Raw genomic sequence first — 25,135 nt, 5'->3', positions numbered from 1 at the left:
GCGTCAGGAAATGCGCGGCGGACGCTGACAGCGCGGGCAGAAGTAGCTGGAGCGGTTCATCCACGGCCGCCGTCGGATCGGCGTACCGCAGCGGTGGCAGGGTTCGCCCTCGCGTCCGTAGGCGTCCAGCGACCGGTCGAAGTAACCGGACTCGCCGTTCACGTTGACGTACAGGCTGTCGAAGCTGGTACCGCCCTGGTCCAGGGCCTCACGCATCACGTCCCGGACGTGGCCGAGCAGCTCCGCGGTCCTGGGGCGGGTCAGGGTCGCGGTCGGCCGCTCGTAGTGCAGCCGGCTGCGCCAGAGCGCCTCGTCGGCGTAGATGTTGCCGACGCCGCTGATCAGGGACTGGTCGAGCAGGGCGCGCTTGACCGTCGTACGCCGCAGACGCAGCGCCAGGTGGAAGGCGGTGTCGTCGAAGGCCGGGTCCAGGGGGTCGCGCGCGATGTGCGCGATGACGTCGGGCAGGCCGTCAGGGGTGTTCCCGTGCAGCGAAAGACCCCCGAAGGTCCGCTGGTCGACGAAGCGCAGCTCGGTGCCGAGCGCGTCGTCGAAGCGGACCCTGATCCTCAGGTGCTTCTCGTCGACGGCCTCCTCGGGCTGCACGAGAAGCTGGCCGCTCATGCCGAGATGGCCCAGGAGCGAGGAGTCCGCCTCGTCGAGGGTGACCCAGAGGTATTTGCCGCGGCGCATCGCCGTGCCGAAGCGCAGACCACGGAGCCGGGCCGCGAAGTCCGGGCCGCCCGCGAGGTGCCGGCGGACGGCGCGTGGGTGCAGGACCTCGACGTCCTCGACGGTGCGGCCCGCGGTCCAGCGCTCCAGACCCCGCCGCACGACTTCGACCTCGGGCAGTTCGGGCACGGTGACTCCTTCGGCACGGGGGGGGGGGAAGACAGCGAGAGCCCCCCGGTGCACAGGACACCGGGGGGCTCTCCGACGGTTCAGGCCGAATTCGGCGACGGGTCGGCAGGGACGTCGGCGGTCCCTCCGTCGGCTGTGGCCTCGGCCGCAACCTCCCGTGCTTCCGCGGCGGCGCTGATCTCACGCCAGGCGGACTCTGCCGCCTGCTGCTCCGCTTCCTTCTTGCTGCGACCGGTGCCGGTGCCGTACGAGACACCACCGACGCGAGCTGCAGCAGTAAAGGTCTTCTCGTGATCGGGGCCGGTCTCCGTGACGAGGTACTCGGGGACTCCGAGGCTCTCGCTCGCGGTGAGCTCCTGGAGACTGGTCTTCCAGTCCAGGCCGGCTCCGAGGTTGGAGGACCTGTCGATCAGCGGGTCGAAGAGCCGGTGGACCAGCTCCGAGGCCGCGCTGAGGCCCTGGTCGAGATAGACGGCGCCGATCACCGCTTCAAGGGTGTCGGCGAGGATGGAAGCCTTGTCCCGGCCACCCGTGCCCTCTTCACCACGGCCGAGCCGGATGAAGGAGCCGAGTTCGAGGCCGCGGCCCACTTCCGCAAGCGCACGCGAGTTGACCACCGCGGCCCGCAACTTGGCCAGCTGGCCTTCGGGCAGGTCGGGGTGGGTGCGGTACAGCGTGTCCGTGACCACCAGGCCGAGCACCGAGTCCCCGAGGAACTCCAGCCGCTCGTTGGTGGGCAGACCGCCGTTCTCGTACGCGTACGAGCGATGGGTCAGCGCACGCACCAGAAGGGCGGACTCGAGGTGATACCCGAGCCGCCCTTCCAGAAGCGTGTGGGACGAGGCTGTGTTGATGTTGTCGTTGTGCTTCTTGGAGCTGGACAACTCAGACATCGGGCCTCTCACCAGCCGCTCAGACCTCGAGGACCTGGCGCTTGTTATAGGTGCCGCAGCTCGGGCACGCAATGTGCTGGAGCTTCGGCTCCTGGCAACGCTCGCACGAAACCAGGGTGGGGACCGCAGCCTTCCACTGCGACCGGCGGTGGCGCGTGTTGCTGCGCGACATCTTCCGCTTCGGAACAGCCACGGCTACTTCTCCTGCTTCTCGTCGACGCCCGGTTCGGCGCCGCCCATGTTGTCCTTCTCGCCGTCCTGAACGGTGTCGGCGAGTCCTTGCAGTGCCGCCCAACGGATGTCGACGGCATCGTGGTGGTGGTCCGGATTCTCGTCCAGCCTGATTCCGCATTCGGAACACAGACCGGCGCAGGTCTCCTTGCACACCGGCTGCAGCGGCAGTGCGAGCACCACCGCGTCACGCAGCACAGGCTCGAGATCGAACGAGTCGTCCTCGAGAAAGAACCTGTCCTCGTCGTCCTCGGCGTCGTCGACCGGGTCCGCGGTCCTGCTGCGGTTCCGGTCATCGGCGTCAGGGTACGAGAACATCTCCTGGAAGTCCGCCTCGACCTCGATGGCCAGCGGCTCCAGACACCTTACGCACTCCCCCTCGGCCGTCGCACGGGCGGTGCCTGTGACAAGCACCCCTTCCATGACCGATTCGAGGCGGAGGTCCAGCGCCACGGGCGCCTTCTCCCGCACGCCGATGACCCCGTCGATACCGAGGACCGGCGAACCGGGAGCTTCCACCGTGCGGGTCAGCCGCTTCATGGCACCAGGACGCCGGCCCAGCTCGCGCGTATCGAACACGAGAGGGCTGCGGTGATCGAGATGGCCGTTCAGGGCTTTTCCTGCTTTCGAGATCATGTGCGTGGTGCGGTTTCGGGAGGGCCGCCCCTGTCCTGACGGAAAGAGGGCAGCCGGGATCGCGGACATACACGCGACCGAAGAGCCAGGATACTGGACGTACCGCCCAGCTCCCAATCCGGTTCTCCCGCTCCGGTCAGCGGCCCTGTTCGTAGCGGCGGAGCTGTTCCAGGTCGATCATGCCGGTGTCGAAGAGGCTGGTCTCGTCGAGCGCGCTCTCGGCCTGCTGCGCGGGGATCTGGCCCTGCTGCGGCCAGTACTCCTGCTGCTGCTGGTTCGGGTCGTAGGCCTGCTGCTGGTAGGCGCCGTACGCGTCCGGCTGCTGCTGGTAGCCGGCGTAGGGGTCGGCCTGGAGCTGCTGCTGCGGGTCCTGGTAACCGTACGTCTGCGCGTACTGCGGCTCGGGCTGCCCCTGGACCGGGAAGCCGGTCTGTGCGGGGTCCTGGTAGCCGGCGGCCGGCGCGTAGTCCTGCTGCGCGGGCTCCGCGTAGTCCTGCCGCGCGGGCTCCGCGTACGAGGGCTGCTGGGGGTTCCGGTGCGGGTCGGGGGTGGCGGTGTCGGCGAGCCCCGCCCAGTGGTCGGCGTCGCTCGTCCGCTGTCCGCCGGCCGCGGCGTCCTGGGCGGCCATGTGCGCGCCGAGCTCATCGGTCGCGACCCGGCCGAGCAGCTTCTGACGGCCCCGGCCGACGGCCTCCAGGGTCTTGGCGAGCACGGCCTCGAAGGCGCCGAACTTGGTGTCGACGTAGTCGTCGGCCCGCCGACGGAGCGTCTCGGGGTCGGCGCTGCGTTCAGGTGCCTCGGCGAAGTCGGGGTCCTCGTAACCGTGCTCGTCGATGCCCTCGCTGCGGCCCAGGAGCTTCTCGCGGCCACGGTCGACGGAACCGATGGTCTTGGTGAGGACGACCTCGAAGTTGGCGAGCTTGCTGTCGACGTACTCGTCGGCCTCGCCGCGGACCTCGTCGGCCTCCCTGCGGGCCTCGGACAGGATCCGGTCGGCCTCGGCCTGGGACCGCTGGGCGATCTCGGTGCCGGAGATCAGCGATCCGCGCTCGGCGCGGGCGGACTCGATGATCCGCTCGGCCTCCTGCCTGGCCTGCTCGACGAGCTGCTCACGGCCGCCGATGAGCTCTTCGGCGTGTGCCAGCGAGCCGGGCAGGGCCTCGCGCACCTCCTCGAGCATCGCGAGCAGTTCGGCCCGGTTGACCACGCAGGACGCCGACATGGGCATGGAGCGGGCGTTCCCGACCGTTTCGACGATCTCGTCGAGCTTCTTCTGCACGTCCACCGTGTGCTCGCCACTCTCTGCTGCTGTTGGAGACGGACGGGACGACTGTAAGGCCAGTCGCCTCCCGCCCGACACCTGGTGACGGACAGTCAGCGCATCACTTCTCGCCGAGACGCTCCACGAGGGCCTCGTGGACCGTCGGCGGCAGCAGGTGCGCCACGTCGCCGCCCCAGGTCGCGACCTCCTTGACCAGGGAGGACGACAGGAAACTGTAGGTCGGGTTCGTCGGCACGAAGAGTGTCTCGACGCCCGAGAGACCGTTGTTCATCTGGGCCATCTGCAGCTCGTAGTCGAAGTCGCTCACGGCCCGCAGGCCCTTCACGATCGCCGGGATGTCGCGCTGCTTGCAGAAGTCGACCAGCAGGCCGTGGAAGGCCTCGACCTCCACATTGCCGAAGTCGGCCGTTACCTCGCGGATCAGCTCGATCCGCTCGTCGACGGTGAACAGCCCCTTCTTGGACTGGTTGATCATCACGGCGACGTGCACGACGTCGTACAGCTTCGAGGCTCGTCCGATGATGTCGAGATGTCCGTTGGTGATGGGGTCGAACGACCCCGGACAGACGGCGCGGCGCAACGTGGTTCCCTCGCTCTCCGGTGCGGTCATCGTGCGTCTTCGCACGTAGAGGCGGCGCGACCGTACCAAAACGTGGCTTCGCCGTAGCGACGGGCCCGCTGTGGGTCGAATCCGTCGGGCCAGTTGAATTGCCCGCCCCTGGTGCTCCGTTCCACCGTGACGAGAGCATCGCCCGTGAGCCACCCCTGAGCACGGAGTGTGAGCAGAATCTCCCGAAGATCGTCGTCGGTGACAGCGTACGGCGGATCGAGGAAAACCACGTCGTAGGGATCCGCCGGCGCCGGTCCCGTCACGATCTGTTCGGCTTTGCCCGTACGGAATTCGGCGCCCGGCAGACCGAGGGTGCGGATGTTGTCACGGACGGTGCGCGCGGCCTTGGCGTCGGCCTCCACGAGCAGCGCGTGGGCCGCTCCGCGCGAGAGTGCCTCCAGGCCGATGGCTCCGGAGCCCGCGTAGAGATCGGCGACACGGATGCCGTCGAGCGTGCCCAGGAGCGCCTCCCAGGTGGAGAACAGCCCCTCGCGCGCACGGTCGGATGTGGGGCGGGTGCCGGTGCCTGGCGGGACGGCCAGGCGGCGTCCGCCGGCCGAGCCGGCGATCACGCGGGTCATGGGCTCTTCGTTCCTCGGGTCGCGGGCGGCGCACAGGACGGGACGTGCGCCGTGCTCCCACGATATGGCGTCCCCCGCCATCCGCCCGGTCAGCCCTTGTCGAGGTACTCCTCCCTGTCCTTGTCGAGCAGGGCGTCCAGCGCGGTGCGCAGCTCGGGCAGCTCATCGAGCCCGGGATCGGCCGCGACGACACGGACGGCCTCCTCACGGGCCGCCGCGATGACCTCCTCGTCGTCGATGACGCTGAGCACCCGCAGGGACGAGCGGACACCGGACTGGGCCTGACCGAGCACGTCGCCCTCGCGCCGCTGTTCGAGGTCGATGCGGGAGAGCTCGAAGCCGTCGAGGGTGGCGGCGACCGCGGAGAGCCTGGCCCGGGCGGGGCTCGCCTCGTGGGCCTCGCTGACCAGCAGGCAGAGACCGGGGGCGCTTCCGCGCCCGACGCGGCCACGGAGCTGGTGCAGCTGCGAGACCCCGAAGCGGTCGGCGTCCATGATCACCATCGCGGTGGCGTTGGGGACGTTCACCCCGACCTCGATGACGGTGGTGGCGACCAGGACGTCGACCTGGCCCGCGGCGAACCGGCGCATGACGTCGTCCTTGTCGTCGGGCGCCATCCTGCCGTGGAGCACCTCGACGCGCAGACCTGTCAGAGGGCCCTTCGCGAGCTGTTCGGCGATGTCCAGCACGGCGAGCGGCGGCCTCTTCTCCGCGTCGTCGGGGGCGGCCTGCTTCTTCCCGGCCTTGCCCTTCTTCTCCCCCGCCTCGTCGGCGTCGTCGCCGATCCGGGGGCACACGACGTAGGCCTGGTGGCCGTTCTCCACCTCCTCACGGACGCGTTCCCAGGCGCGGCTGAGGAAGTGGGGTTTGTCCTTGGCGGGGACGACATGGCTGGCGATCGGGGAGCGGCCGGCGGGGAGCTGGTCGAGTACGGAGGTCTCCAGATCGCCGAAGACGGTCATCGCGACCGTACGGGGAATGGGTGTGGCGGTCATGACCAGCAGGTGGGGCGGCTGCTTCCCCTTGGACCGCAGCGCGTCACGCTGTTCCACGCCGAAGCGGTGCTGTTCGTCGACGACGACCAGGCCCAGGTCGTGGAACTGGACCTTGTCCTCGATCAGCGCGTGGGTGCCGATGACGATCCCTGCCTCGCCCGTGACCAGGTCGAGCAGCGCCTGCCTGCGGGCCGCCGTGCCCATGGAACCGGTGAGCAGCACGACTTTCGTCCCGAGGTCGGAGCCGCCCAGCATGCCGCCTTCCGCGAGCTCGCCCATCATCTCGGTGATGGACCTGTGGTGCTGCTGGGCCAGCACCTCGGTGGGCGCGAGCATCGCCGCCTGGCCGCCCGCGTCGACGGCCCTGAGCATGGCGCGCAGCGCGACCAGCGTCTTGCCCGAGCCGACCTCGCCCTGGAGCAGCCGGTGCATGGGGTGTTCCGTCGCCAGGGCGCCGAAGATCTCCTCGGTGACCTTCTGCTGGCCCTCGGTGAGAGTGAAGGGGAGCGTGGCGTCGAAGGCGTCGAGCAGTCCGTCGGGGACGGGGCCGCGGGCCACTGCCGGGAGTTGGGTGTCGGCGTAACGGCGGCGGGCGAGCGCGACCTGGAGGACGAAGGCCTCGTCCCAGCGCAGCCGGTCCCGTGCCGCCGCGATGTCCGCCTTGGTCTGCGGGCGGTGGATCCTGAGCAGCGCCTCGGGCAGCGGGACGAAGCCGCGCCCCTCGCGCAGTGCCGGGGGCAGCGGGTCGACCGCCTCCTGCGCGCTGGGCAGGACCGTGTCGACGGCCTTGGCGATCCGCCAGGAGTCGAGCTGCTTGCAGGCGGGGTAGATCGGCAGCAGCTGCCCCGCGAAGGCGTCGACGGCCTCGGTCACATCCGCCGCCTCGTCCGCCTCGTCGCCGTCCTTCGCGTCGAGGAGCTGGTACGTGGGGTGCGCGAGCTGCATCTTCCTGTTGAAGACGGAGGCCTTGCCCGCGAACATCGCCCGGCGGCCCGGCAGGAGCTCCTTGTGGGGCTTGTGGACGCCGTGACCGAAGAAGACCAGCTGGAGCCGGCCGCTCCCGTCGGTGAGGGTGACTTCGAGCCGCTTGCCGCGGCCGTTGTTGAACATCATGATCCGCGCGTCCGCGACCTGTGCGACGACCGTCACATGCTCGTCCAGCGGCAGGTCGGTGAGGGCCGTGAGACGGCCCCGCTCCTCGTAGCGCCGCGGGTAGTGGTGCAGCAGATCACCGACCGTGTGCAGGTCGAGGTGTTCGGCCATCACCTTCGCGGTGGCTCCGCCGAGCAGCTTCTTGAGGGGTTCATCGAAAGCGGACACGCGGTCCATTGCACACCACGCCACTGACAGATGTCTCCGCACGCCGCCCCGCCCGACGTGTCACTCGACGCCGATCAGCAGCGGCGCCGCCTGGTGGCCGCCCCGGTAGACGACCGTGTCGACGGCGAGGTAGCCCTCCCTGACGTGTGCGCTCAGCTCGTCGGCCAGGGCATCGGACACGTCCTCGCCCAGGACCAGCGTGACGAGTTCGCCACCGGCCGACAGCATCCGGTCCAGGACGGTACGGGCGGTGCCCGGGACGTCCTCACCGATGACGGCGACGTCCCCGTCGATCAGGCCGAGGATGTCACCGGCCTGGCAGATGCCCGCCATGGTCCACGACTGCCGCTCGGCGACGGCGAGTTCGGCGTAGCGGGTGGCGCCGGCCGCCGAGGTCATCGCGACGACGTCCTCGTCGAAGCTGCGACCGGGCTCGTGGACGGCGAGCGCGGCGATGCCCTGGACCGCTGCGCGGGTGGGGACCAGGGCGACGCGGATGCCTTCGCCCCTGGCCTGTTCGGCGGCCGCCGCGGCGGTGTGGCGCAGCTGTGCGTCGTTCGGCAGGAGGACCACCTCGCGGGCGTGGGCCCTGCGGATGGCGTCGACGAGTTCGCCGCTGGCGGGCGGCTCTCCCGGGCGGGCCAGCACGGTGGTCGCCCCGGCCTCGGCGCACAGGCCGGAGAGCCCGTCGCCGGGTACGACGACGACGACCGCGCGCTGGGCGGGCTCACGCGGGGCCGAACCCCGGTCGGCGGCGAAGTGGGTGATGCGGATCCGGTAAGGCCGGCCCGCCTCGACCCCGGCCTCGACGGCCGCCCCCGCGTCGTCGACATGGACGTGTACGTTCCACAGGCCGTCGCCGCCGACCACGACGAGGGAGTCCCCCAGGGCGTCCAGCCGGCTCCGCAGCCGGGCCACGGCGTCGTCGCGGGCCTCCAGCAGATAGATGACCTCGAAGGCGGGACCGCTGCCCTGGCCGGCGTCCGCGCAGTCGCCGGTCAGGGGCAGGACGTCGGGGGCGGGTCGGACCACGCGCTCCGGCACACGCCCGCCGACCGCTTCCAGCAGGGCGCCGAGCACGGTCACCAGCCCCTGGCCGCCCGCGTCGACGACGCCGGCCCGCCCGAGGACGGCGAGCTGGCCGGGGGTCGCCGCCAAGGCGGCACGTGCGCCTTCGTACGCCGCGTCGGCCACCGCCCCGAGGCTCGCGCCCTCATCCGTGGCCCCGGCCGCCTCGGCGGCCGCGGTGGCGACGGTGAGCACCGTGCCCTCGACGGGGTGGGCGACGGCCAGCCTGGCGGCCGCCGCGGCCTCGGCCAGCGCGGTCCGCAGATGGGGGGCGTCGCCCGAGTCGGAGAGCGCCGCGGCCATGCCGCGCAGCAGCTGGGCCAGGATGGTCCCGGAGTTGCCCCGGGCGCCGATCAGCGCGCCGTGGGCCATCGCCCGCACGGCGTCGGCGTGCGCGGGCACGGTGGTGCCGGTCTCATGGGCGGCGAAGACCGCTTCGACGGCCGCGGCGGCGGACTCGACGGTGAGGTAGAGGTTGGTGCCGGTGTCCCCGTCGGCGACGGGATAGACGTTGATGGCGTCGATGGCCGCCCGCTCCCGCCCCAGGGCCTCCAGGGCCAGTGAGCACCAGGTGCGCACCGCGACGGCGTCGAGATCGTCGGGGCTCTGCGGCACCGTTGGTCCTCCTTGGGTCTTTCGTGTGGATCAGGCCGGATCGAGGTGCGGTGCCGGAACCCCGCGAGCCCGGCATGATCCAGACGAGAGACCCTGGGGACGGCCGTGGGGGGGCTGGCTGCACCGCAGGGTAGCCCTCGTGTGCGGGCCCGGCGGGCGCAGGTGCGGGACGGAGTGCACGGTGAGCCGTGGTAGTTTCGTATCTCCGACGCAGCCGTTGTATGCTGCTTCGGTTGCCCGATGAAAGTCGGGCCATTCCTCCGGTACCGCCACTTCAGTAAAATGATTCCGGCGCGCCGGAATTCACTGTAAGTGCATCTGAAGTCTTTGGAGTGACCCGTGGCTGCCAACTGCGACGTTTGCGGCAAGGGGCCGAGCTTCGGCAACAGCATTTCGCACTCGCACCGCCGTACGTCCCGTCGCTGGAATCCCAACATCCAGCGCGTGCGTGCAGTGGTCGGTCGGACGCCGAAGCGGCTCAACGTCTGCACCTCGTGCATCAAGGCCGGCAAGGTCGCGCGCTGACGTTCCCGTCGTAGCGCAGCCTTCCGGTTGCCCAAAAAGCCGGTCCACCTCGGTGGACCGGCTTTTTGCTGTGCTCCGCCGGGATCTCAGCGCCCGGTGCGCGCCTGCCAGCCGTGGTCGACGGGGCCGATCCCGCTCCCCAGCGCGAAGCCGGCCCGGATCGCGCCGGTGACGTACTCCTTCGCGCCCCGCACGGCGGTCGGGACGTCCTGGCCGCGGGCGAGGCCGCAGGCGATGGCGGAGGCCAGGGTGCAGCCCGTGCCGTGGGTGTGCCGGTTGTCCAGCCTCGGGGCGCGCAGCCAGTGCTCCTCGGAGCCGTCCGTCAGCAGGTCCACGGCCTCGCCGGGCAGATGACCGCCCTTGATCAGTGCCCAGCGCGGTCCGTGGCCGAGGATCCCGGCTGCGGCCCGGCGCATCCCCGCCTCGTCGGTGACGGTGATGCCGGTGAGCTGTGCCACCTCGTCGAGATTCGGGGTGGCGACCGTGGCGACGGGCAGCAGCTTCGTGCGTACGGAGTCGAGGGCCTCGGCGGCGAGCAGCGCGTCCCCGTGCTTGGACACCCCGACCGGGTCGACGACGACGGGTGCGCCGGTCGCCGCGAGGAGTTCGGCGACGGTGTCGACGAGCAGGGCCGACGAGAGCATGCCGGTCTTCACCGCCTGGACACCGATGTCGTCGACGACGCTGCGGTACTGGGCGCGTACGGCGTCCGCCGGCAGGTCCCAGGCACCCTGCACGCCCAGTGAGTTCTGGGCGGTCACCGCGGTCAGCACGCTCATTCCGTGAGTGCCGAGGGCGAGCATCGTCTTCAGGTCTGCCTGGATGCCCGCACCGCCGCCGGAGTCGGATCCGGCGACGGTGAGGACACGGGGCGGTATCGGGGCAGGTGCGCTCATGCCCCGGAATCTACTGCGCGTCCTCGATGGATCCGAAATGGTCCCAGCCGCCCTTGCTCGTCCAGGGCGCCCCGTCGACGGTGACCTGGGGCAGCGCTGACGGGTTGAGGACCTCTCCGATGACCTTCCAGCGGGCAGGGAGCTTCACGTCGGCGGGGAACGTCGCCACGATCGCGTGGTCCTCTCCCCCGGTCAGCACCCACTGGAGCGGGTCGACCCCGACGGCCTGCCCGATGTCGGACATCTGCGAGGGGATGTCGATGAGCCCGGAGCGCAGGTCGATACGGACCTTGCTGGCCTCGGCGATGTGCCCGAGGTCGGCGACGAGTCCGTCGCTGACGTCGGTCATGGCCGTGGCGCCGAGCCCGGCCGCCGCGGGGCCCGCGTGGTACGGCGGCTCGGGGCGCCGGTGCGCCTCGACGAAGGCGCGCGGTGAGCGGAACCCCCGGGAGAGCACGGCGAATCCGGCCGCGGACCAGCCGAGCCATCCGGTGACGGCCACGACGTCGCCGGGCCGTGCTCCGGACCGGGTGACGGGCTCGTGGTTGCGCAGGTCGCCGAGCGCGGTGATCGAGACGGTGATGGTGTCGCCGCCGACGACGTCACCCCCGACCACCGCCGCACCGGCGACCTGGCACTCGTCGCGCAGCCCGTCCATCAGCTCGGCGGCCCAGGTGACCGGCAGGTCCGCCGGTACGACGAGGCCGAGCAGCAGCGCCGTGGGCACGGCGCCCATGGCCGCGATGTCGGCGAGATTCTGGGCGGCGGCCTTGCGGCCTACGTCGTACGCCGTCGACCAGTCGCGGCGGAAGTGCCGGCCCTCCAGCAGGATGTCTGTACTGGCCACGACCCTGCGGTCGGGAGCGGCCACGACCGCGGCGTCGTCGCCGGGTCCCAGCCGTACCGCCGGAGTGGTGGTGAGCCGGGAGGTGAGCTCTCTGATGAGCCCGAACTCCCCCAACTCGCCCACGGTTCCCTTCACCGAGTCTCACCTCTCATCTATCGCACCGGACACCTGTCCGGGCTGCTTCAGCGGCCGACGGCCGGCACCGGTGGGCTTGCGGTCGCGAGCCCCAACCGCTGTCGGTACCGTCAAGAGATACGTCAACTTCTGTGGTGCGTACGCCACGCTGAGGGCGTCAACCGGCCCGTAGGTCTCCCCTCGGCCCGGGACGACGCGATAACGTGGCGTCCCTTTCCCCCACATGATCCTCGTGGCCGCCCTGGAGGTTCCGTGGTACAGGCGTACATCCTTATCCAGACCGAGGTGGGCAAGGCGTCGACCGTCGCCGAGACCATCGCGAAGCTCCCGGGAGTGATCCAGGCAGAGGACGTCACAGGCCCCTACGACGTGGTGGTGCGCGCGCAGGCCGACACCGTGGACGCGCTCGGCCGCATGGTGGTCGCCAAGGTCCAGCAGGTGGACGGCATCACGCGTACCCTGACCTGCCCGGTCGTCCACCTCTGACCCCCCTCTACGCTGGTCCGGTGACTCACATCCGCCGCCGGTCCCCCCGATCCCGTCTTCTTGCTCCGTCCGCCGCCCTGGGCCTCCTGGCCGTGGCGGGCTGTTCCGCCGGTGGTTCCCAGCCCTCGGTGGCGGTTCCCACGCCGTCGTCCGAGGCCGCCGGGTACTGCGGGGAACTGCACGAGGAGCTGCCGGAGACCGTCGACGATCTGGAACGGAGTGACCCCTCACCGGATTCGGACCTGACCGCCGGCTGGGGGAACGGGGCGATCGTACTGCGCTGCGGTGTCCCCCGGCCCGCGAGGATGGACGATTCCCAGTCGAAGGCCGTGGACGCGGACGGCGTCAACTGGCTGCTGGAGCAGTCCGACGAGGCGGGGCCCCGGTTCACGACCACCTACCGCAAGGCGTATGTCGAGGTGACGCTCGGGACGGACTACGCCCATGACATCACCCCGTTGTCGGCGTTCGCCGCACCCGTGAAGAAGACGGTCCCGGACAGCGTCTGAGGGCTGCGGACAGCCTCTGAAGGGCTGCCCCCGCGCGGGACAGCCCTCAGCAGGCGTCAGCGCAGGCCGGTGGAGCGGTTCAGCGCGGCCGTGATCAGCCGGTCCACCAGCTCCGGGTACTCCACTCCGCTCGCCTGCCACATGCGGGGGAACATGGAGATCGGCGTGAAGCCCGGCATGGTGTTGATCTCGTTGATGACGAACGTGCCGTCCTCGGTGAGGAAGAAATCGGCGCGCACGAGGCCCTCGCAGGAGGCGGCTTCGAAGGCCTCGACGGCGAGCCTTCGCACCTCGGCGGTCTGCTCGTCGGTGAGCGGCGCGGGCACAAGGCCTGCCGCCGAGTCGATGTACTTGGCCTCGAAGTCGTAGAAGTCGTGGGCGGTGACGGGCGGAATCTCCGCGGGCACGCTGGCGCGCGGTCCGTCCTCGAACTCCAGCACGCCGCACTCGATCTCCCGGCCGCTCAGCAGGGACTCCACGAGGAACTTCGGGTCGTGCCTGCGGGCCTCCCAGATCGCCTCGTCGAGCCCTGCTGCGTCGTCGACCTTGGTGATGCCCATCGATGAGCCGCCTCGGGCGGGCTTCACGAAGAGCGGCCAGCCGTGTTCGGCGGCGAACTCCATGATGCGCTTGCGGGCGGCCGGCTGGTCCGACTCCCACTCCCGGGGGCGGACGACCTCGTACGGGCCGACCGGCAGCCCGAAGGAGGTGAACACCCGCTTCATGTACTCCTTGTCCTGGCCGACGGCCGAGGACAGCACGCCCGCGCCGACGTAGGGCACACCGGAGAGCTCCAGGAGCCCCTGGAGCGTGCCGTCCTCGCCGTAGGGCCCGTGCAGCATAGGGAAGACGACGTCGACCTCGCCCAGGACCGTGGGCACCGAACCGGGTTCGCTCACCACGACGTCACGGTTGCCGGGGTCGACGGACAGCGTCACGGCGCCCCGCGCGGAGTCGGCCAGCTGGTCCACGTCGGGGACCTGCCGGTCCGTGATGGCCATGCGGGCCGGGTCGTCGGACGTGAGGACCCAACGCCCGTCCCTGGTGATGCCGATCGGCAGGACGTCGTACTTCGTCCGGTCGATGGCGCTCATGACGGCACCGGCCGTGACGACCGAGATGCCGTGTTCGGAGCTACGGCCGCCGAACACGACGGCCACGCGCGGCTTGCGGCCCGGCTCGGAGCTCTGCTCGGAGCTCAGGGGGCTCTCAGGGCTCTGGGGGAGGTTCTGGCTGCTCATATCGCGACGAGCGTACCTGCTGGTAGGGCCTGAGTCAGCGTCGCTCGGGCTTGGCGCTGCGCGACATCAGCTCCTTGAGGGCGACCATCGGCTGCTTGCCCTCGTGCACGATGCCGAAGACCGTTTCGGTGATGGGCATGTCGACCCCGTGCCTGCGTGCCAGATCGAGCACCGATTCGCAGGACTTGACGCCCTCCGCCGTCTGGCTGGTGACGGCGACGGTCTCCTGGAGCGTCATCCCCCGCCCGAGGTTGGTGCCGAAGGTGTGGTTGCGCGAGAGCGGCGACGAGCACGTCGCCACGAGGTCGCCGAGCCCTGCCATTCCGGAGAAGGTGAGCGGGTCGGCGCCCATGGCGAGTCCCAGCCGGGTGGTCTCGGCGAGGCCGCGGGTGATGAGGGAGCCCTTGGCGTTGTCACCGAGGCCCATGCCGTCGGCGATGCCCACGGCGAGGCCGATGACGTTCTTCACGGCGCCGCCGAGCTCGCAGCCGACGACGTCGGTGTTGGTGTACGGCCGGAAGTACGGGGTGTGGCAGGCGGCCTGGAGGCGCCGGGCGACATCCTCGTCCGAGCAGGCGACGACGCCCGCGGCGGGACGGCGTTCGGCGATCTCCTTGGCGAGGTTGGGCCCCGTGATGACGGCGATCCGGTCCCTGGTGACCCCGGTGACGTCCTCGATGACCTCGCTCATCCGCTTGGCGGTGCCGAGTTCGACGCCCTTCATCAGGGAGACGAGCACCGTGCCGGGCTCCAGATGCCTCGCCCAGTCCGCGAGGTTGGCGCGCAGGGTCTGCGAGGGCACCACGAGGACGGCGAAGTCGGCGCCGCGCAGCGCCTCGGCGGGGTCGGTCGTGGCACGGACCGGGTCGGGCAGTTCGACGCCCGGCAGGTACCCCGGGTTGGTGCGGGTGGTGTTGACGGCCTCGGCGACCTCGGCGCGACGGGCCCAGAGGGTGACCTCACAGCCGGCGTCGGCGAGGACCATGGCGAACGCCGTACCCCATGAGCCGGTTCCGAAGACGGCCACCTTCGCGGGGTGCGTCACGTGGTTCCCTTTCCCTCTGCCTTGCGCCGCTGTTCAGCGCGGGCCTTGCGGTGATCGTAAGGCTCCGCGGGGGCCTTCTCGCCGCGCACCTCCTCCAGCTGGGAGGTGACCGCGGCCATGATGGTCTCGGTCGCCCGGCGCAGGACGTCGGGCGTCGGTTCGAGACCGTAGTAGCCGGAGAGGTCGACCGGCGGACCGGCCTGCACCCGCAGGGTCTTGCGGGGGAACAGCCGGAACTTCTTCTCCTTGGCGTAGGGCGGCATCGCGAGGTTGGCGCCCCACTGGGCGACGGGGATGACCGGGACCTTGGTCATCAGCGCGACCCGGGCGGCGCCGGTCTTGCCGGCCATCGGCCACATGTCGGGGTCGCGGGTGAGTGTGCCCTCGGGGTAGAAGGCGACGCATTCGCCCCGCTCGATGGCGTCGACGGCGGCGCGGAAGGCGTCGAGCGCGTTGGTCGTCTCGCGGTAGACGGGGATCTGTCCTGTGCCCCGCAGGATCATTCCGACGAACGGCGTCCTGAACAGTCCGGCCTTGGCGAGCAGCCTCGGCACACGTCCCGTGTTGTACTGGAAATGCCCGTAGGACAGCGGGTCCAGATAGGAGTTGTGATTGACCGCGGTGATGAATCCGCCATCGGCCGGAATGTGTTCCATTCCCCGCCAGTCCCGCTTGAACAGAACCACCAGGGGCGGTTTTGCGATCACCGCCGCCAGGCGGTACCAGAAGCCGATTCTGCGGCGGGGCACTCGGGGGCCTTTCTCTAGGAACTGAGCTGCTGCGGGGCTCGGGACGGTGCTGCCCCACCCCTGGGCCCCTGCTGTGTGGAGAACACCGTACGCCTCACCCGTGGGGGCGGACCTCCGGGTTGTCGTACCGGCAGGCGAGAATATGGGCTGATGCGTACGGAGGGGGAGATCGCCACGAACACCGACCCGACCGGCCCCTGGTCACTGGTCGTCCCGCTGAAACCGCTCACCCGGGCCAAGAGCAGGCTCGGCCGGGCGGTGGGCGGGGATCTCCGTCCGCGCCTGGCCCTGGCGTTCGCACAGGACACCGTGTCGGCGGCGCTGTCCTGTCCCGCCGTGCGCGATGTGGTGGTCGTCACGGACGACCCGGTGGCCGGGGCCGCGCTGGCCGCGCTCGGCGCGCGGACCGTGGCCGACACCCCGGCGGCCGGGCTCGACGCCGCGATGGAGCACGGCGCGCGTGCGGTGCGGGCACGGCGCGGTGGCGCGGCGGTGGCCGTGCTCAACGCGGATCTGCCCGCGCTGCGTCCGGATGAATTGGCTCGGGTGCTCGAATTCTCCGCTGCTTTCCCCCGCGCTTTTGTCCCCGATGCACAGGGAATCGGCACCACATTTCTTTCCGCGACACCAGGGGCCGAATTGCGTCCGGCCTTCGGCGGGGCGTCGCGGGCGCGCCATCTGGCGTCCGGCGCGGTGGAGGTCTCGCTGCCTGGCATCGATTCGGTCCGCAGGGACGTGGACACGGGTGTCGACCTGGGGGCCGCGCTGGTGCTGGGGGTGGGGCGGTTCACGGCCGCGCTGACGACCCCGGTGGCCCCTGTCGCGGACAGATAGGCTGCCGCTCATGCAGGCGACCTCGTTCACGTACGACTCCGAGACCCGCACCGGCAGTGTGCTCCTCGACGACGGCACACCGGTGGACTTCGACGCGCCCGCGTTCGACGCGGGCGGGCTGCGGCTGCTGCGTCCGGGGCAGCGGGTGCGGATCGAGACCGAGGGCGAGGGCGCCTCTCTGCGGATCACGCTGGTGACGCTGCAGACGCTCTGAGCAGCCCCTGAACAGCCCGCGGGCCGGGCTCCCCGAGGGGAGCCCGGCCCGGCGCGTGTATGAGGAACGAGCGGTGCCCGGTCTCACTTCTTGCGTGCGGTGACCTTCTTGGCGGTGGTCTTGCGTGCCGTGGTCTTCTTCGCGGGCGCCTTCTTCGCCGTGGTCTTCTTGGCGGGCGCCGTCTTGGCGGCGACGGTCTTCTTGGTGGCCGTCTTCTTCGCCGGGGCCGACTTCTTCGCCGCCGCCGTGGTCTTCTTGGCCGTGGCGGTGGTCTTCTTGGCCGTGGTCTTCTTCGCCGGGGTCGCCTTCTTGGCGGCCGCCGTGGTCTTGCGCGCCGTGGCCTTCTTGGCGGTGGCCTTCTTCGCTGCCGCCTTCGCCGTCGTACGGGTGGAAGAACCGCCCGAGAGGCTGCCCTTGGGGGCCTTCTTCACGGCCACGTCGTTCTTGGGGAGCTTCTTGGAACCGCTCACCAGGTCCTTGAAGCCCTGTCCCGCGCGGAATCGCGGCACCGAGGTCTTCTTGACCCGCACGCGCTCGCCCGTCTGCGGGTTGCGGGCGTAACGGGCGGGGCGGTCGACCTTCTCGAACGAGCCGAAGCCCGTGACCGAGACACGGTCTCCCGCGACGACCGCACGGACGATCGCGTCGAGTACCACGTCGACAGCGTCTGCGGCCTGCTGACGGCCTCCGACCTTGTCGGCAATCGCTTCTACGAGCTGCGCCTTGTTCACGTCTTCCCCTTCGGAGACATTGCCGGAACGAAACTGTTCAGGCTTTTTCGCACGTTAGGCAGATATATACCGCAAATCAAACACGAAACGGGCTAATCACCCTAGTGCCGCAACGAAGTCGACCGCTGCGCCGTCCACAGAGTCAGTCACCTTCGGGGAATCGGCCCTCGTCGAGGTCCTTCATCAACCGGTCCAGACGCCTTGCCGCGCCCGGGAGATCGTGCTTAGCCGCGGCCGTGACGACCAGCAGCTTCCGGGAGAGCGCCATCCGTACGCTCTCCGGGACTTGCAGCGCGCGCACCTTTGCGTGTGCTTCTTTCAATCGGTCGGCGACTTGGCCATAGAGCTCGAGTTGGCTGTCGCGTTCCATGCACCGATTGTGCCATCTGGGGCGAGTTGTCGCCCGAGGGGGTCTCAACAAGCGACTGCGCCCCCTGCCGGATGGCAGGGGGCGCAGTTCGGGAAAAGCGCTGCTCAGGCGTCAATTGTACGCGGCTTGTGTGACGGCCTGGCCGCCTCATAAGTCGCAATGTCCGCTTCGTTCTGAAGAGTGAGACTGATGTCGTCCAGCCCGTTCAGCAGTCGCCAGCGGGCGTTCTCGTCGAGCTCGAAGTCGGCCGTGATTCCCTCCGCGAGAACCTGGCGCTTCTCCAGATCGACGGTCACCTCGGCCGTGGGGTCGGCCTCGGTGAGCTCCCAGAGCCGGTCGACGACCTCCTGGTCGAGGACCACGGTCAACAGACCGTTCTTCAGGGAGTTGCCACGGAAGATGTCGGCGAAACGGGGAGAGATGACGGTCCTGAAGCCGAAGTTCTGCAGGGCCCAGACCGCGTGCTCACGCGAGGAGCCGGTGCCGAAGTCGGGTCCGGCGACCAGCACCGAGGCACCCTCGCGCTCGGGGCGGTTGAGGACGAAGTTCTCGTCCTTGCGCCAGGCCTCGAAGAGCCCGTCCTCGAAGCCGTCGCGGGTGACCTTCTTCAGCCAGTGCGCGGGGATGATCTGGTCGGTGTCGACGTTGCTGCGGCGCAGCGGGACGGCCCGGCCGGTGTGTGCGGTGAATGCTTCCATGGCTCTCAGACTCCGGCGGGCGTACGGACGTCGGACAGATCGGCGGGCGAGGCCAGATGGCCCAGCACCGCAGTGGCGGCGGCGACCTGCGGGGAGACCAGGTGGGTGCGGCCGCCCTTGCCCTGCCTGCCCTCGAAGTTCCGGTTCGAGGTGGAGGCGGAGCGCTCACCGGGGGCCAGCTGGTCGGGGTTCATGCCGAGGCACATCGAGCAGCCCGCGTGCCGCCATTCGGCGCCCGCCGCGGTGAAGACCTTGTCCAGGCCCTCCTCGACGGCCTGCAGGGCGACCCGTACGGAGCCGGGGACGACCAGCATCCGTACGCCGTCGGCGACTTTGCGGCCGCCGATGATCGTGGCGGCGTTGCGCAGGTCCTCGATGCGGCCGTTGGTGCAGGAACCTACGAACACGGTGTCCACGCTGATCTCGCGCAGCGGCTGTCCCGCGGTCAACCCCATGTACTCCAGGGCCTTTTCGGCGGCGTGGCGCTCCGAGGCGTCCTCGTACGAAGCGGGGTCGGGGACGTTGGCCGACAGGGGCGCTCCCTGGCCGGGGTTGGTGCCCCAGGTGACGAACGGCGCGAGCGCGGCGCCGTCGATGACCACCTCGGCGTCGAAGACGGCGTCGTCGTCGGTGCGCAGCGTCTTCCAGTACTCCACCGCCGCGTCCCAGTCCTCACCACGGGGGGCGTGGTCACGGCCCCGCAGGTAGGCGAAGGTGGTCTCGTCGGGGGCGATCATGCCCGCGCGGGCGCCGGCCTCGATCGACATGTTGCAGATGGTCATCCGGGCCTCCATCGAGAGCTTCTCGATGGCGGAGCCGCGGTACTCCAGGATGTAGCCCTGGCCGCCGCCGGTGCCGATCCGGGCGATGATGGCCAGGATGAGGTCCTTGGCGGTCACCGTGTCCGGGAGTTCGCCCTCGACCGTGATCGCCATGGTCCTGGGGCGGGCCATCGGCAGCGTCTGGGTGGCCAGGACGTGCTCGACCTGGCTGGTGCCGATACCGAAGGCCAGCGCACCGAAGGCGCCGTGGGTGGAGGTGTGGGAGTCACCGCAGACCACCGTGGCGCCGGGCTGGGTCAGGCCGAGCTGCGGGCCGACCACGTGCACGACGCCCTGCTCGACATCTCCCAGCGGGTGCAGCCGGACGCCGAAGTCCGCGCAGTTCTTGCGCAGGGTCTCCAGCTGGGCGCGGGAGACCGGGTCGGCGATCGGCTTGTCGATGTCGAGGGTCGGGGTGTTGTGGTCCTCGGTGGCGATGGTGAGGTCGAGTCGCCGCACAGGCCGGCCGGCCTGGCGCAGACCGTCGAACGCCTGCGGGCTGGTCACCTCGTGCAGCAGGTGCAGATCGATGAAGAGAAGGTCGGGCTCGCCATCGGCGCGCCGGACGACATGGTCGTCCCAGACCTTCTCCGCGAGTGTCCTACCCATCGCTTTCCCTCCGGCCGGCATCCTCGCCGGCCCAACTAGAGATTCGGGTGCCGCCGTCCGGACCCCCGAGCGGGGCGGTGGCTGCGGGCCGTTGCGGGGCCGCACGTACAGGTTCGCAACTTCCGTGGAAAATTGAACTTGCGTTTCACAGAGTGAGACGCGAGTATCGTCGTATGGACAACTCTAGCGGCGTCGGCGTTCTCGACAAGGCAGCTCTGGTATTGAGCGCCCTGGAGTCCGGTCCGGCCACCCTCGCCGGGCTGGTCGCAGCGACAGGGCTCGCACGGCCCACGGCACACCGACTGGCCGTGGCACTCGAACACCACCGCATGGTGGCAAGGGATATGCAGGGCCGGTTCATTCTCGGCCCCCGGCTCTCGGAGCTCGCCGCCGCGGCCGGCGAGGACCGGCTCCTGGCGACGGCCGGACCCGTACTCACACATCTGCGCGACATCACCGGCGAGAGCGCGCAGCTCTACCGCCGGCAGGGCGACATGCGGATCTGCGTGGCGGCGGCGGAGCGGCTGTCCGGACTGCGGGACACCGTGCCGGTCGGCTCCACGCTCACGATGAAGGCGGGCTCATCCGCGCAGATCCTGATGGCCTGGGAGGAACCGGAGCGCCTGCACCGGGGTCTGCAGGGGGCCCGCTTCACCGCGACGGCGCTCTCAGGCGTACGCCGGCGGGGCTGGGCCCAGTCGATCGGCGAGCGCGAGCCCGGCGTGGCCTCCGTCTCGGCCCCGGTCCGCGGGCCGTCGAACCGGGTGGTCGCCGCGGTGTCCGTGTCCGGGCCGATCGAGCGACTCACCCGCCACCCCGGCAGGATGCACGCCCAGGCCATCATCGACTCGGCAGCGCGGCTGAGCGAGGCCCTGCGCCGCACGGGCTGACCCCCGCACCGCACGGGTCCGACCCCGCACCGTTTTGGACGGGGCCCGCGGCCGCCCGAAGTCGGCTCGCCGCCCCCGCTATTCCCTCCCCGAGGCCGCCCCAACGCCGTGGCGGCCCCCTTCTTCCGGTGCCGACTCCCCGGAATCCTCCGGTGCCCCCTTCCCGGACGAGCGATGCGCGAAGCGGTCCGCGGCCCTGCGCCCCCTCTTCTCGATCGGCAGGGCACCCGTCGCCGCCGCAAGGCCGTAGGCCGGCATATCGGCGTAGATCGATTCGTACGAGCCCTCGGGCACGACGTAGCTCTCGTGCCACAGCCCCACATGCTGCCGGGACTTCTTCTCCTTGCGGTTCACCATCGCCCAGGCTCTGCGGTGGAACATGTCGGGAGCCGCGGCGTACGCGTACAGCTTCTCCTTCGACTCCCAGTACTGGACCACGTAGTACGTCCGGGGCGAACCGGACAGCAGGGTGTAGCCGAGCAGACCCCGGTCCGGGTCCTTGCCCAACTCCCGCAGCATCCGCGGCATCGCCGCGAAGACGGGCAGCCAGTGGTGCACACCCCAGAAGTGGTTGATGCGCATCCCGATCAGCAGGACGACGACATCACCCTCCGCCGCCGCGGTCGTCCTTCCGGGATTGATCTTCGCGAACATGGAGTACCACCCTCGTCGCAGGTCGGAGCATTCACGGTTGAGGAGAACGGTTGGAGAGTTCAACTATCCAATGGTGGGATAGTGACACCGCCCAACGGGGCGGCGCAAGGGAAGGCACAGAGGATGCGGCTGTCGGAACTCAGTGAGCGGAGCGGGGTCTCCACCGCGACGATCAAGTACTACCTGCGCGAGAGGCTGCTTCCCGCCGGCGCCCGGGTCACCGCGACACAGGCCGACTACGACGAGGGCCATCTGCGCCGGCTGCGCCTGGTGCGGGCCCTCCTCCAGGTCGGGCGCCTCCCGGTGGCGACGGCCCGCGAGGTGCTGGCCCATGTCGACGACGCGTCGCTGGGCCGCACGATCCGGCTGGGTGCCTCCCTGTGGGCGCTGCCGCACGGCCCCGAGCCTGACGAGGAGGCCCCGGAGACCGCCACCGCGCGCGCCGAAGTCGCCCGGCTCTTCACGGAACTGGGCTGGACGACGGCCCTGGAGCTCGGTGAACTCTCCCCCGCGCACCGCTCGCTGGTCGCCTCGCTGGCCACGCTCGTCCGCCTCGGCTACCCCTGCGACACGGCGTACCTCGCCCAACAGGCCCGCCTCATGCGCAAGATGGCGGTGCAGGACCTGGACGCACTGGAGGAGTACCCCACGGAGGACGAGCAGGTGGAGGCCGCCGTGGCATCGGCCGTGCTCTACGAGCCGCTGCTGGCGTCGCTGCGCAGGCTCGCCCAGGCGGAGGAGTCGGTGCAGCGGTACGGGATCGGATGAGCGCCTACGAGGGCCCATGCGAAAGGCCCTCCACCAGGGTGAAGGGCCTTTCCCTACTGCTGTGTTGTACCCCCGACCGGATTCGAACCGGCGCTACTGCCGTGAGAGGGCAGCGTGCTAGGCCGCTACACAACGGGGGCGTGGTTACTGCTGACTTGCGCTGGGCTACCAGGACTCGAACCTAGAATGACGGTACCAGAAACCGTAGTGTTGCCGATTACACCATAGCCCATGGTGTGACAAGTACCCCCGACCGGATTCGAACCGGCGCTACTGCCGTGAGAGGGCAGCGTGCTAGGCCGCTACACAACGGGGGCCCTGGCGATCCCACCCGGCGATAACCGGGTGTTGTCACCGCGAGAACATGGGTGCGACCCCGTTCTCGCGGGATGGATCTGTACCCCCGACCGGATTCGAACCGGCGCTACTGCCGTGAGAGGGCAGCGTGCTAGGCCGCTACACAACGGGGGCTTGTTACTTCGGTCTTGCGCTGGGCTACCAGGACTCGAACCTAGAATGACGGTACCAGAAACCGTAGTGTTGCCAATTACACCATAGCCCACTGAAACACAACCCCTGGGGGCCCTATTCCTGTCTGCGCTTCCCGGTCGGATCTTTCGGCCCGCTCGGGTGGCGCAGGAAGAACATTACCTGAAGGTGTCCGGCGCTCCAAAACGGGTATCGCCCGCCAGCAGGCCGGGAAGCTCGTCCAGACCCATGATCCGCACGAGCTCAGGACGCCCGCCCTGCCCCGCGCGGTCCAGCCAGATCCCCGTCAGCCCGGCGGCCACCGCACCTCCGGCGTCGATGTCGGGCTCGTTGCCGACGTACGCCACCTCGTGCGGGTCCAGGGACAGAGCCTCGCAGGCGGCGTGGAAGGCCGCAGCGGCGGGCTTGGCGACCCCGATCTCCACGGCGCACACCACCGCCTCGAAGTGGTCCCGCACGCCGAGTGTGCGCAGCTTGCGGTCCTGGTTGCGGATGGTGGAGTTCGACAGGATCGCCTGCCGGAAGCTCCCGGCCAGCCGGTCCAGGACCGGCACGGCGTCCGGGAAGAGCGCCCACGCGGCCTCGTAGTGCGCGACGTGCCGGCCGAACCATTCGTCGGCCTCGGCGTCGCTCAGCAGCCGCCCCAGGAACGCGCGTACCCGCTCGCGCCGCTGCCCCTGGAAGTCGAGCTCCCCGGCCGCGAACCGCGCCCACTGCACGTCCGTGACCGCTTTCCACACATCGAGGGCATGAGCGACGGAGTCGTACCCCTCGGGCAGGCCCTCGCTCGCCAGATGCTGGTGCATGCCGACGCGGTCGGCTCCCGAGTAGTCGAAGAGCGTGTCGTCGATGTCCCAGAGAACCGCTCGGATCGGCATGCCCACCAGCGTATGTGCCGAGGCGGCGGGCGTGGTGGGCTTTGCGGTGTTCCAGGTGTGGTCAGACGCCCAGGACGGCTCTGGCCGTCAGGAAGTAGAGGATCAGGCCCGTGGCGTCGACGAGGGTGGTGACCATGGGGGCGGAGACGACAGCCGGGTCGATCCGCAGCCGTTTGGCCAGCAGCGGCATGGCACCGCCGATGGTCGCGGCCCATCCGCAGATGAGGACCAGGGTGATGCCGACCACCAGGGCGATCTTCGCGCTGACGAACACGGTGCCCAGCACCAGGCCGAGCAGGGCCAGCAGCGAGCCGAGGACCAGGCCCACCCGGCACTCGCGCCAGATCACCTTCATCAGGTCCGAGCCGCGGACCTCGCCGACCGCGAGAGCGCGTACGCAGGCGGTCGCGGCCTGGGCGCCGGCGTTGCCACCCGCACCGATGAGCATGGGGATGAACAGGGCGAGGGAGGCGACCTGTTCCAGAGTGGCCTCGAACGCCCGGGTCACGCCGACCGTGAGGGTCGCCGCGACCAGCAGCAGGCTCAGCCACAGCGCCCGGTAGCGGGCGAGCTGCCACACGGAGGCGGCCATGTAGTGACCGGCCCACGGAGCGGCACCGGCCTGCCGGGCGATGTCCTCGGTGTCGGCGGCCTCGATGACCTCGACGGCGTCGTCGATGGTGAACAGCCCGACGAGCCGGTCCTCGCTGTCGACGACGGGCAGGTTCAGGTCGTTGGTCTCCCTCATCAGCCGGGCCGCGGACTCGGCGGAGTCGGTGGCGTACGCGGAGGCAGGCTCGGTCACGACCAGGTGGGAGATCAGTGCGTCCGGCGCGTTCAGCACCAGCTCACGCAGTTCCACGATGCCGGTCAGCCGCCGCCCGGAGTCCACCACGGGCAACGTGTACACCGTCTCCGCGTCCGCACCCTTCGCCCGTACGGTCCGCAGCGCGTGCTCGACGGTCAGGTCCTGCGGCAGGGCCACCACCTCGGGGGTCATGTAGCGGCCGACGGAGCCCTCCGGGTAGCCGAGGAGCGCGGAGGTCATCCTGCGTTCGTTGGGGCTCAGCCCGGCCAGCACCCGCTTGACGACCTTCGCGGGAGCTTCCCGCAGCATCCTGGCCCGGTCGTCCGGATCCATGCCCTCGATGAGATCCAGGAAGGAGCGGTCCCGCAGCCCTTCCAGGATCAGCTGCTGGTCGACCGGCTCCAGCTCCTCGAAGACCTCGAGCGCCCGGTCCTTGCCCAGCAGACGGAACGCCACCCAGGCGTCGACCGCGTCCATGCGCGCCAGCTCGTCGGCGATCACATGCGGCGGGTACCTCTCCAGCCACTTCTGGGCGGCACCCAGTCGCTGGTCCTTCACGAGGTCCCACAACGGGTCGGCCGGCTCCGCGCTCGGCTCCTGGGGCACGTTCGACTGCGGCATGGCGGGTCCTTAGGCACAGCGGTGGGATCAGAACATCGACGTCGACAGGACTACGGACGTGGAGGGGGCTCGCTGCTCATCGCAGCACCACCCCCGTTCCCTGATCCATCGCCGTACACCGCGCCACCTGGCGGACACGGGTCGCAGGCTATCCCGGACGGCCGACGCCGGAGGCCGGGACCCCCTGGGGGAATCCCGGCCTCCGGCGTGCGTACGGAACCACGC

General features: G+C 70.2%; 28 protein-coding genes and 5 tRNA genes. 7 read left to right on the top strand and 26 right to left on the bottom strand.

Annotated elements, in window-relative coordinates; translation table 11 throughout:
* Positions 1–3: 3 nt before the first annotated feature.
* The 9 genes from mutM to AB0C75_RS16520 all read right to left on the bottom strand — a co-directional run bounded on the left by mutM (position 4) and on the right by AB0C75_RS16520 (position 9,092).
* Complete coding sequence (mutM, locus tag AB0C75_RS16560; protein ID WP_362891285.1) at positions 4–861, bottom strand: bifunctional DNA-formamidopyrimidine glycosylase/DNA-(apurinic or apyrimidinic site) lyase; 858 nt, start codon at positions 859–861, stop codon at positions 4–6.
* 80 nt (positions 862–941) lie between these two features.
* Entirely contained in the window at positions 942–1,754 is an 813-nt protein-coding gene (gene rnc / locus AB0C75_RS16555) for a ribonuclease III (protein ID WP_362891284.1), read from the bottom strand.
* A 19-nt stretch (positions 1,755–1,773) separates the two neighbouring features.
* The gene (gene rpmF / locus AB0C75_RS16550; RefSeq protein WP_003965982.1) at positions 1,774–1,947 is read right to left on the bottom strand and encodes a 50S ribosomal protein L32; all 174 of its coding nucleotides are present in this window, start codon (positions 1,945–1,947) and stop codon (positions 1,774–1,776) included.
* A gap of 2 nt (positions 1,948–1,949) precedes the next feature.
* Positions 1,950–2,621 (bottom strand): DUF177 domain-containing protein, encoded by a 672-nt coding sequence (locus AB0C75_RS16545; RefSeq protein ID WP_362891282.1) that lies wholly within the window; start codon positions 2,619–2,621, stop codon positions 1,950–1,952.
* Between the two features lie 136 nt (positions 2,622–2,757).
* Entirely contained in the window at positions 2,758–3,906 is a 1,149-nt protein-coding gene (locus tag AB0C75_RS16540) for a cell division initiation protein (RefSeq protein ID WP_362891280.1), read from the bottom strand.
* A gap of 97 nt (positions 3,907–4,003) precedes the next feature.
* Complete coding sequence (gene coaD, locus AB0C75_RS16535) at positions 4,004–4,483, bottom strand: pantetheine-phosphate adenylyltransferase (protein WP_362891519.1); 480 nt, start codon at positions 4,481–4,483, stop codon at positions 4,004–4,006.
* A gap of 26 nt (positions 4,484–4,509) precedes the next feature.
* On the bottom strand, positions 4,510–5,094 hold the full coding sequence (rsmD, locus tag AB0C75_RS16530; RefSeq protein WP_362891278.1) for a 16S rRNA (guanine(966)-N(2))-methyltransferase RsmD: 585 nt from the start codon (positions 5,092–5,094) through the stop codon (positions 4,510–4,512).
* A gap of 89 nt (positions 5,095–5,183) precedes the next feature.
* Positions 5,184–7,418: an ATP-dependent DNA helicase RecG gene (gene recG / locus AB0C75_RS16525; protein ID WP_362891276.1), complete on the bottom strand. Its 2,235-nt coding sequence runs from the start codon at positions 7,416–7,418 to the stop codon at positions 5,184–5,186.
* Between the two features lie 51 nt (positions 7,419–7,469).
* The gene (locus tag AB0C75_RS16520) at positions 7,470–9,092 is read right to left on the bottom strand and encodes a DAK2 domain-containing protein (protein WP_362891274.1); all 1,623 of its coding nucleotides are present in this window, start codon (positions 9,090–9,092) and stop codon (positions 7,470–7,472) included.
* 339 nt (positions 9,093–9,431) lie between these two features.
* Here AB0C75_RS16520 and rpmB point away from each other — a divergent pair, with 339 nt between their 5' ends.
* A complete protein-coding gene (gene rpmB / locus AB0C75_RS16515) occupies positions 9,432–9,617 on the top strand; it encodes a 50S ribosomal protein L28 (protein ID WP_003965989.1) in 186 nt (61 codons plus the stop codon).
* 86 nt (positions 9,618–9,703) lie between these two features.
* On the opposite strand, the gene thiD is transcribed toward rpmB, so the two are convergent.
* Together thiD and AB0C75_RS16505 are read right to left on the bottom strand one after the other, a co-directional pair.
* Entirely contained in the window at positions 9,704–10,513 is an 810-nt protein-coding gene (gene thiD, locus AB0C75_RS16510; protein WP_362891272.1) for a bifunctional hydroxymethylpyrimidine kinase/phosphomethylpyrimidine kinase, read from the bottom strand.
* 10 nt (positions 10,514–10,523) lie between these two features.
* Positions 10,524–11,495, bottom strand: coding sequence for a thiamine-phosphate kinase (locus AB0C75_RS16505; protein WP_362891270.1), 972 nt, complete (start codon positions 11,493–11,495; stop codon positions 10,524–10,526).
* A 252-nt stretch (positions 11,496–11,747) separates the two neighbouring features.
* On the opposite strand from AB0C75_RS16505, the gene AB0C75_RS16500 reads away from it, so the two are divergent.
* Together AB0C75_RS16500 and AB0C75_RS16495 are read left to right on the top strand one after the other, a co-directional pair.
* Positions 11,748–11,981, top strand: coding sequence for an Lrp/AsnC ligand binding domain-containing protein (locus AB0C75_RS16500; protein ID WP_104789405.1), 234 nt, complete (start codon positions 11,748–11,750; stop codon positions 11,979–11,981).
* A 20-nt stretch (positions 11,982–12,001) separates the two neighbouring features.
* Entirely contained in the window at positions 12,002–12,490 is a 489-nt protein-coding gene (locus AB0C75_RS16495) for a DUF3515 domain-containing protein (protein ID WP_362891268.1), read from the top strand.
* A 56-nt stretch (positions 12,491–12,546) separates the two neighbouring features.
* Here the strand turns inward: AB0C75_RS16495 and AB0C75_RS16490 are convergent, their stop codons facing one another.
* The 3 genes from AB0C75_RS16490 to AB0C75_RS16480 are packed head-to-tail and all read right to left on the bottom strand — an operon-like array spanning position 12,547 to position 15,525.
* A complete protein-coding gene (locus AB0C75_RS16490; RefSeq protein ID WP_362891266.1) occupies positions 12,547–13,731 on the bottom strand; it encodes a D-alanine--D-alanine ligase family protein in 1,185 nt (394 codons plus the stop codon).
* A 34-nt stretch (positions 13,732–13,765) separates the two neighbouring features.
* Complete coding sequence (locus AB0C75_RS16485) at positions 13,766–14,776, bottom strand: NAD(P)H-dependent glycerol-3-phosphate dehydrogenase (protein ID WP_362891264.1); 1,011 nt, start codon at positions 14,774–14,776, stop codon at positions 13,766–13,768.
* Positions 14,773–15,525: a lysophospholipid acyltransferase family protein gene (locus tag AB0C75_RS16480; protein WP_362891262.1), complete on the bottom strand. Its 753-nt coding sequence runs from the start codon at positions 15,523–15,525 to the stop codon at positions 14,773–14,775. Before AB0C75_RS16480 ends, AB0C75_RS16485 begins: the two co-directional genes overlap by 4 nt.
* A gap of 150 nt (positions 15,526–15,675) precedes the next feature.
* Between AB0C75_RS16480 and cofC the strand changes: the two genes are divergently transcribed.
* Both cofC and AB0C75_RS16470 read left to right on the top strand, forming a co-directional pair.
* Positions 15,676–16,359 (top strand): 2-phospho-L-lactate guanylyltransferase, encoded by a 684-nt coding sequence (gene cofC / locus AB0C75_RS16475; protein ID WP_362891260.1) that lies wholly within the window; start codon positions 15,676–15,678, stop codon positions 16,357–16,359.
* A gap of 10 nt (positions 16,360–16,369) precedes the next feature.
* Entirely contained in the window at positions 16,370–16,573 is a 204-nt protein-coding gene (locus tag AB0C75_RS16470) for a hypothetical protein (protein ID WP_147959669.1), read from the top strand.
* An 83-nt stretch (positions 16,574–16,656) separates the two neighbouring features.
* Here the strand turns inward: AB0C75_RS16470 and AB0C75_RS16465 are convergent, their stop codons facing one another.
* The 4 genes from AB0C75_RS16465 to leuC all read right to left on the bottom strand — a co-directional run bounded on the left by AB0C75_RS16465 (position 16,657) and on the right by leuC (position 19,802).
* Positions 16,657–17,304: an HU family DNA-binding protein gene (locus AB0C75_RS16465; protein ID WP_362891258.1), complete on the bottom strand. Its 648-nt coding sequence runs from the start codon at positions 17,302–17,304 to the stop codon at positions 16,657–16,659.
* A gap of 142 nt (positions 17,305–17,446) precedes the next feature.
* Positions 17,447–17,674 (bottom strand): hypothetical protein, encoded by a 228-nt coding sequence (locus AB0C75_RS16460; RefSeq protein WP_362891256.1) that lies wholly within the window; start codon positions 17,672–17,674, stop codon positions 17,447–17,449.
* 104 nt (positions 17,675–17,778) lie between these two features.
* Entirely contained in the window at positions 17,779–18,372 is a 594-nt protein-coding gene (gene leuD, locus AB0C75_RS16455) for a 3-isopropylmalate dehydratase small subunit (protein WP_362891254.1), read from the bottom strand.
* 5 nt (positions 18,373–18,377) lie between these two features.
* Positions 18,378–19,802 (bottom strand): 3-isopropylmalate dehydratase large subunit, encoded by a 1,425-nt coding sequence (gene leuC, locus AB0C75_RS16450; protein ID WP_362891252.1) that lies wholly within the window; start codon positions 19,800–19,802, stop codon positions 18,378–18,380.
* Between the two features lie 173 nt (positions 19,803–19,975).
* Here leuC and ndgR point away from each other — a divergent pair, with 173 nt between their 5' ends.
* Positions 19,976–20,692 (top strand): IclR family transcriptional regulator NdgR, encoded by a 717-nt coding sequence (ndgR, locus tag AB0C75_RS16445; protein ID WP_024490257.1) that lies wholly within the window; start codon positions 19,976–19,978, stop codon positions 20,690–20,692.
* Between the two features lie 78 nt (positions 20,693–20,770).
* Here the strand turns inward: ndgR and AB0C75_RS16440 are convergent, their stop codons facing one another.
* Positions 20,771–21,346: a DUF4188 domain-containing protein gene (locus AB0C75_RS16440; protein ID WP_362891250.1), complete on the bottom strand. Its 576-nt coding sequence runs from the start codon at positions 21,344–21,346 to the stop codon at positions 20,771–20,773.
* Positions 21,347–21,469: 123 nt separating this feature from the next.
* Between AB0C75_RS16440 and AB0C75_RS16435 the strand changes: the two genes are divergently transcribed.
* Positions 21,470–22,114, top strand: coding sequence for a MerR family transcriptional regulator (locus AB0C75_RS16435; RefSeq protein ID WP_362891248.1), 645 nt, complete (start codon positions 21,470–21,472; stop codon positions 22,112–22,114).
* Between the two features lie 67 nt (positions 22,115–22,181).
* Here the strand turns inward: AB0C75_RS16435 and AB0C75_RS16430 are convergent.
* The 7 genes from AB0C75_RS16430 to mgtE form a co-directional block, all read right to left on the bottom strand.
* A tRNA-Glu gene (locus AB0C75_RS16430) sits at positions 22,182–22,254 on the bottom strand.
* A gap of 20 nt (positions 22,255–22,274) precedes the next feature.
* Positions 22,275–22,346: transfer RNA gene (locus tag AB0C75_RS16425), tRNA-Gln, on the bottom strand.
* Positions 22,347–22,358: 12 nt separating this feature from the next.
* A tRNA-Glu gene (locus tag AB0C75_RS16420) sits at positions 22,359–22,431 on the bottom strand.
* Positions 22,432–22,512: 81 nt separating this feature from the next.
* A tRNA-Glu gene (locus tag AB0C75_RS16415) sits at positions 22,513–22,585 on the bottom strand.
* Between the two features lie 19 nt (positions 22,586–22,604).
* Positions 22,605–22,676 (bottom strand) — tRNA-Gln (locus AB0C75_RS16410).
* 85 nt (positions 22,677–22,761) lie between these two features.
* Positions 22,762–23,481 (bottom strand): HAD family hydrolase, encoded by a 720-nt coding sequence (locus AB0C75_RS16405; protein WP_362891246.1) that lies wholly within the window; start codon positions 23,479–23,481, stop codon positions 22,762–22,764.
* Positions 23,482–23,542: 61 nt separating this feature from the next.
* Entirely contained in the window at positions 23,543–24,910 is a 1,368-nt protein-coding gene (gene mgtE, locus AB0C75_RS16400; RefSeq protein WP_362891244.1) for a magnesium transporter, read from the bottom strand.
* Positions 24,911–25,135 lie beyond the last annotated feature (225 nt).

The sequence above is a fragment of the Streptomyces sp. NPDC048565 genome, assembly GCF_040650935.1.
GTDB lineage: Bacteria > Actinomycetota > Actinomycetes > Streptomycetales > Streptomycetaceae > Streptomyces.
Note: the sequence above shows the minus strand (reverse complement) of the source record. Positions and strands in the feature narration are given on the sequence as shown.

Excerpts from the sequence above, each read along its gene's own strand:
- cofC (WP_362891260.1), top strand. The coding sequence starts at position 15,676 with ATGCGTACGGAGGGGGAGATCGCCACGAACACCGACCCGACCGGCCCC.
- thiD (WP_362891272.1), bottom strand. The coding sequence starts at position 10,513 with ATGAGCGCACCTGCCCCGATACCGCCCCGTGTCCTCACCGTCGCCGGA.
- AB0C75_RS16435 (WP_362891248.1), top strand. The coding sequence starts at position 21,470 with ATGCGGCTGTCGGAACTCAGTGAGCGGAGCGGGGTCTCCACCGCGACG.
- rsmD (WP_362891278.1), bottom strand. The coding sequence starts at position 5,094 with ATGACCCGCGTGATCGCCGGCTCGGCCGGCGGACGCCGCCTGGCCGTC.
- AB0C75_RS16490 (WP_362891266.1), bottom strand. The coding sequence starts at position 13,731 with ATGAGCAGCCAGAACCTCCCCCAGAGCCCTGAGAGCCCCCTGAGCTCC.
- rnc (WP_362891284.1), bottom strand. The coding sequence starts at position 1,754 with ATGTCTGAGTTGTCCAGCTCCAAGAAGCACAACGACAACATCAACACA.
- AB0C75_RS16405 (WP_362891246.1), bottom strand. The coding sequence starts at position 23,481 with ATGCCGATCCGAGCGGTTCTCTGGGACATCGACGACACGCTCTTCGAC.
- recG (WP_362891276.1), bottom strand. The coding sequence starts at position 7,418 with ATGGACCGCGTGTCCGCTTTCGATGAACCCCTCAAGAAGCTGCTCGGC.
- leuC (WP_362891252.1), bottom strand. The coding sequence starts at position 19,802 with ATGGGTAGGACACTCGCGGAGAAGGTCTGGGACGACCATGTCGTCCGG.
- mgtE (WP_362891244.1), bottom strand. The coding sequence starts at position 24,910 with ATGCCGCAGTCGAACGTGCCCCAGGAGCCGAGCGCGGAGCCGGCCGAC.
- AB0C75_RS16440 (WP_362891250.1), bottom strand. The coding sequence starts at position 21,346 with ATGTTCGCGAAGATCAATCCCGGAAGGACGACCGCGGCGGCGGAGGGT.
- AB0C75_RS16470 (WP_147959669.1), top strand. The coding sequence starts at position 16,370 with ATGCAGGCGACCTCGTTCACGTACGACTCCGAGACCCGCACCGGCAGT.
- AB0C75_RS16460 (WP_362891256.1), bottom strand. The coding sequence starts at position 17,674 with ATGGAACGCGACAGCCAACTCGAGCTCTATGGCCAAGTCGCCGACCGA.
- ndgR (WP_024490257.1), top strand. The coding sequence starts at position 19,976 with ATGGACAACTCTAGCGGCGTCGGCGTTCTCGACAAGGCAGCTCTGGTA.
- AB0C75_RS16545 (WP_362891282.1), bottom strand. The coding sequence starts at position 2,621 with ATGATCTCGAAAGCAGGAAAAGCCCTGAACGGCCATCTCGATCACCGC.
- leuD (WP_362891254.1), bottom strand. The coding sequence starts at position 18,372 with ATGGAAGCATTCACCGCACACACCGGCCGGGCCGTCCCGCTGCGCCGC.